Genomic DNA, 5,367 nt, shown 5'->3' with positions numbered 1-5,367 from the left:
GTGTTGACGTGCAGGTGCATGGCTTCGGCCGTGCGCGCCCAGGAGCAGTTGTGGGCGAGGAAGATCTCCAGGGTCTCCAGAAGCCTGTGGTGCGAGGCCGGTTCGCCGTCGGCCAGCGGGCCCAGCGTCGTGGCGCTGAAGACCGTCCGTACGTCGGCGGGGATGCCGGCCAGGAGTGAATCCAGGGAGGAGAGTTCCTCGACGGCGGTCACCCGGCTGCTTGCCGGTGTGTCGTGTCGTGCCGCGGCGAGGGCGTAGCGGGCCTGGGCGAGGGCGGCGCGGAGTGCGGTGGGCTCGGCGGTGGGCGCGCTGACTCCGGCGTGCAGCAGGGCCTGGGGCCGGCAGCCGTGCAGGAGGGGCCAGGGCTCGCGCAGGGACGCGGCGGTCCCGCCGCCGCTTCGTACGACGGCGACGGCTTGCGCGTTCGGGGTCGTGCCGACCGCGAAGGCCGCGGGGGAGAGGTGATCGAGGGCTTCGGTGAGCGCTTCGGCGGCGACGCCGTCCGTCAGCTGTGCACCGGCGGCCATGACCACGATCTGCCAGGGGCCTTGTGCGAGTGCCCCGCAGGACGTGAGGGCGTTGGTCAGAGCACCGATGTCGGCGCCGCCCGCATCGACGAGGGCGATCAGCTCCTGTCCGGTCCGGCGCCGCGCCGAGAGTTCGTGGTCGTGGTGGTGGCGGTGCCGGACCATGACCTCGGCTATCTCGTGCAGGGCCCTGGGCGGTGCTCCGCCGGCCCGGGGCACATGCAGATACCAGGCGTCGTACGGTGTCGTCTCGGCCTGGAGGCGCAGCGTTTCACCGGAGAGGCCGCGCAGGTGCTCCACGGCGCGAGCGGCGGGAAGAGCGGGGGCGGCGGCGGTGCGGGCGATGGTGCGCCCGCTGCTGGTGAGCAGGTAACCCGGGGGTGCGCCGAAGGGGGCAAGGGCGCACTCCAGCAGTTCCCCGGCGTCGGCGCCGTGGTCGAGGAGGCGGCCGAGTTCGCCGCGCACGTTCTCGGGCAGGGCGAAGTGGTCCGCGGGGCGGCGGCTGAGATCGCCCCACTGGCGCCGGTACACGGCTTCGGTGATCGCCCGGAAGTTGGTGTGCGCCGGGACGGCCAGGAGCGCGATGCCGTGCCGGCGGCAGGAGTCGGCGACATCGGCGGGAACGGTGCCGTGGGTCTCCTCCCCGGCGAGCAGGGCCCTGGCTCCGGACTCCGCAAGAGCGCAGACGAAGCGCTCGGTCCTGGCCCCGTGGTCCGTTCCGGTCCACCACACGAGACCGCTGAGCACGATGTCTCCCGGCTGGAGAAAGCGGGTGGGGTCCTCCAGATCGGTCGCGGTCACTCCGCTGACCGCCTGATTGAGCAGATTCTCGCCACCCCAGACGAGGGTGAGATCGAGCCCCTCGATCCGGAGGAGGTCTCCGACGTGCATGTGCTGACTCCTTGTATGGCCACCGGGCCCGCGCCCCGGCTTCTCACATCCACAAGGTGAGTGCGAGTCGAGTCATCGTAAATGCAAGGAAGAAGAGGCGGCCTGCCTCTTGGCTGATTCACCAAGGCGCGGCCGGTCTGGTCGGCGGATTTCCGTGCTGCGCTCCAGTCGTTTTCAGCCGATGGCCGGGCTTCACTGACGGGGGAAAGCAACGGCCCGCAACGGGGGAGTCATGGATCTGAACACGGTGCTCGACGTGCGTGACGCACGCCGTCACGAGCCCTGGCGGCCCGGCGACGCCTGGCTGGGCGGCGGAACGTACCTCTTCTCCGAGCCCCAGCCGCAGCTGCGCCGCCTGGTGGATCTGAGCCGGATGGGCTGGCAACCGCTGCGCACACTGCCCGACGGGTCGCTGGAGATCGCGGCCACCTGCACCATCGCGCAGCTGTCCCGGTTCGGACGGACGCTCGACGCGGCGGCGGCTCCTGTCTTCGAGCAGTGCTGCCGCGCCTTCCTCGCCTCGTTCAAGATCTGGAACATGGCGACCGTCGGCGGCAATCTCTGCAACGCCCTGCCCGCGGGACCGATGATCTCCCTCACTGCGGCCCTCGACGGCGAGTGCCTGCTCCAGGCCCAGGACGGCTCGCTCCGCCGCAAGAAGGCCGCCGACTTCGTCACCGGAGCCGGCCGCAAAGACCTCGCCGAAGGGGAACTGTTGCGTTTGGTGACGATCCCCGCCCGCTCGCTGCGCTGTCGTACCGCCTTCCGGCAGGCGTCGCTCTACGGCCTCGGGCGCTCAGGCGCCCTTGTCATCGGAACGCTGGATCCACTGGACGGTTCGCTGGCCGTGACCATCACCGCCGCCACCCGGCGCCCCGTCCGCCTCTGGTTCGCCCTGCCGCCGGACCGGGCCCAGCTGCGCGGGGCGATCACGTCGGCGGTGGGGGACTCCGACTGGTTCGACGACATCCACGGGCTGCCCGAGTGGCGGCGGCACATGGCCTTCCACCTCGCCGAGCAGATCCGCCGCGAACTCACCAGGGACGGTGCGCGATGAGCTTCAGCATCCAGGTCAACGACCAGACCTCCGACTCCGAGCCCCGCGCCGGCCAGTGCCTGCGCACCTACCTGCGCGAGCGCGGCTGGTTCGGGGTGAAGAAGGGCTGCGACGCGGGCGACTGCGGGGCGTGCACCGTGCACGTGGACGGCGAGCCCGTGCACAGCTGCCTCTACCCGGCCGTACGGGCCGACGGCCGGTCGGTCACCACCGTGGAGGGGCTGGCCGGCAACAGCGGTGAACTCCACCCCGTACAGCAGAAATTCCTGGACGCCCAGGGCTTCCAGTGCGGGTTCTGCACGGCGGGATTCCTGATGACGACGGCCGCCCTCGAACAGGAGAAGGGCGGCGCCCACGACGACGGCAAACTGGACGATCTCCCCCGGGCCTTCAAGGGCAACATCTGCCGCTGCACGGGGTACCGGGCCATCGAGGACGCCGTACGCGGCGTGCGGCACACCGAACGCCCCTGCGCCGGACAGGCGGTGGGCAAGAGCCTCGGCGCCCCGGCAGGACCCCAGATCGTGACGGGCACCGCCCGCTACACCTTCGACGTCGAGGTCCCCGGCCTCCTGCACATGAAGCTGCTGCGCTCCCCGCACCCGCACGCCCGCATCCTCACCATCGACACCTCCGCCGCCCTGCGGGTCCCCGGCGTCCACGCCGTCCTCACCCACGAGGACGCACCCGCCACCCTGTACTCCAGCGCCCGGCACGAGCACCCCACCGAGGACCCCGACGACACCCGCGTCCTGGACGACACCGTCCGCTACATCGGCCAGCGTGTCGCCGCCGTCGTCGCGGTGAGCGAGCAGGCGGCCGAGGAGGGCTGCCGGCGCATCGAAGTGACCTACGAGGAACTTCCCCACGTCACCGACCCGGAGGAGGCCATGCGTGAGGGGGCGCCCGTCATCCACGCCGGCAAGGGACCGGAGGTACGGATCGCCCGCGTCGAGAACAACGTGGCCGGGGAGGTGCACGGCGAGATCGGCTGTGCCGACGAGGGGTTCGCCGAAGCCGCGGTCGTGTACGAGGAGACCTTCCGCACCCAGCGCGTCCAGCACGCCAGCCTGGAGACGCACGGTTGCGTCGCCTACTTCGAACCCCGGGACGACGGCAGCGGGGAGCGCCTGACCGTCCGCTCCAGCACCCAGACCCCGTTCCTGACCCGCCGCGCGCTGTGTGCCCTCTACGGCCTCGGCGAGGACGAAGTCCGTGTGGTCGCAGGCCGGGTGGGCGGCGGCTTCGGCGGCAAGCAGGAGATGCTGACCGAGGACATCGTCGTCCTGGCCGCGCTGAAGCTGCGCCGCCCGGTCAAGCTCGAATACACGCGCGCCGAGCAGTTCTACGGCGCCACCACCCGCCACCCGTTCACGATTCGCATCAAGCTGGGCGCCCGCCCCGACGGGACGCTGACCGCGATCCAGATGCGGGTGGTCTCCAACACCGGCGCATACGGCAACCACGGCCCCGCCGTCATGTTCCACAGCGTCGGTGAATCCTTCGCCGTCTACCGGGCCCCGCACAAGAAGGTCGACGCCTACTCCGTCTACACCAACGGCGTCCCCGCGGGCGCCTTCCGGGGCTACGGCCTGGGCCAGGTCACCTTCGCCGTCGAATCCGCCATGGACGAGATGGCCCGCCGCCTGGACATGGACCCGCTCGCCTTCCGGGAGAAGAACATCATCGGTCCCGGCGATGCCATGGTCAGCCCGATCGGCGAGGAGGAGGACCTGCACATCGCCTCGTACGGCCTTGCCCAGTGCCTGGGCATCGTCCGCAAGGCCATCGCGGAGGACCGCAGCGCCGACGACGTGCCGCCCGGGTGGCTGACCGGCCAGGGCACGGCCATGGCGATGATCGCCACCGGTCCGCCCGGCGGCCACTACGCCGACGCGACCGTCAGCCTCCAGAGCGACGGGACGTACGACATCGCCGTCGGCACGGCCGAGTTCGGCAACGGCACCACCACCGTGCACAAACAGATCACCGCGGGCGCGCTCAACACCACCGTGGACCGGATCGCCATCCGCCAGTCCGACACCGACGTGGTGCGCCACGACACCGGCGCCTTCGGTTCGGCCGGGACGGTCGTGGCCGGCAAGGCGGTGCTGCTGGCCGCACAAGCTCTGGCGGGGCGGCTGCAGACCCTCGCCGCCCGGCACACCGGGGTGGCCCGTCATCTGTGCACGCTCGACGCGGAAAGCTTCGATTGTGCGGGAAAGACGGTCACTCTGAAAGAGCTCTACGAGGCGGCCCACGCCGAAGGTGCCCGGGACGAGCTCAGGGCGGAGGGCCACTGGGGCGGCACCCCGCGCTCGGTGGCCTTCAACGCCCAGTGGTTCAGGATCGCCGTCGACCCGGACACCGGCGAGATGAGGATCCTGCGCAGCGTCCACGCCGCCGACGCGGGCAAGGTCATGAACCCGCTGCAGTGCCGCGGTCAGATCGAGGGCGGAGTCGCCCAGGCGCTGGGCGCCACCCTCTTCGAGACCGTACGGCTCGACGAGCGCGGCGAGGTGACCACGGCCGCCTTCCGGCGCTATCGCCTGCCGCAGTACGCCGACGTGCCCCGCACCGAAGTCCACTTCATGGAAACGACCGACGCGATCGGCCCGCTGGGAGCCAAGTCGATGAGCGAGAGCCCCTTCAACCCGGTGGCCCCCGCCTTCGCCAACGCACTGCGCGAGGCCACCGGCATCCGCTTCACCGAGATGCCGGTGACCCGGGACCGGGTCTGGCTGGCGATGGACCGGCAGGCGGCCCCTGCCTCGTTGACCTGAGCGGGTGGCCTGAGTGGTTCCTTCGGGGCACGGGTGTTATGGCGGTCGCCGTGCGGAGAACGAGTGGAGTGTTCGCCTCCACCTGAAGGAGCACAACCATGCGTGTTCG

At 71.0% G+C, this 5,367-nt stretch carries 3 protein-coding genes; 2 read left to right on the top strand and 1 reads right to left on the bottom strand.

The genetic code is table 11. The annotated features are described in order from the left end of the window. The coding region (locus ACQKIP_RS38625; protein ID WP_427745215.1) for a PucR family transcriptional regulator ligand-binding domain-containing protein at positions 1-1,418 on the bottom strand (1,418 nt) is incomplete at its 3' end. Between the two features lie 232 nt (positions 1,419-1,650). On the opposite strand from ACQKIP_RS38625, the gene ACQKIP_RS38620 reads away from it, so the two are divergent. Together ACQKIP_RS38620 and ACQKIP_RS38615 are read left to right on the top strand one after the other, a co-directional pair. Beyond that, positions 1,651-2,475, top strand: a complete 825-nt coding sequence (locus ACQKIP_RS38620; RefSeq protein ID WP_365856241.1) for an FAD binding domain-containing protein — start codon at positions 1,651-1,653, stop codon at positions 2,473-2,475. Continuing rightward, positions 2,472-5,258, top strand: coding sequence for a molybdopterin-dependent oxidoreductase (locus tag ACQKIP_RS38615; protein ID WP_365856243.1), 2,787 nt, complete (start codon positions 2,472-2,474; stop codon positions 5,256-5,258). Before ACQKIP_RS38620 ends, ACQKIP_RS38615 begins: the two co-directional genes overlap by 4 nt. The last annotated feature ends 109 nt before the right edge of the window (positions 5,259-5,367 follow it).

This window comes from Streptomyces sp. NPDC059900 (genome assembly GCF_050270335.1).
Classification (GTDB): Bacteria; Actinomycetota; Actinomycetes; order Streptomycetales; family Streptomycetaceae; genus Streptomyces.
Note: the sequence above shows the minus strand (reverse complement) of the source record. Positions and strands in the feature narration are given on the sequence as shown.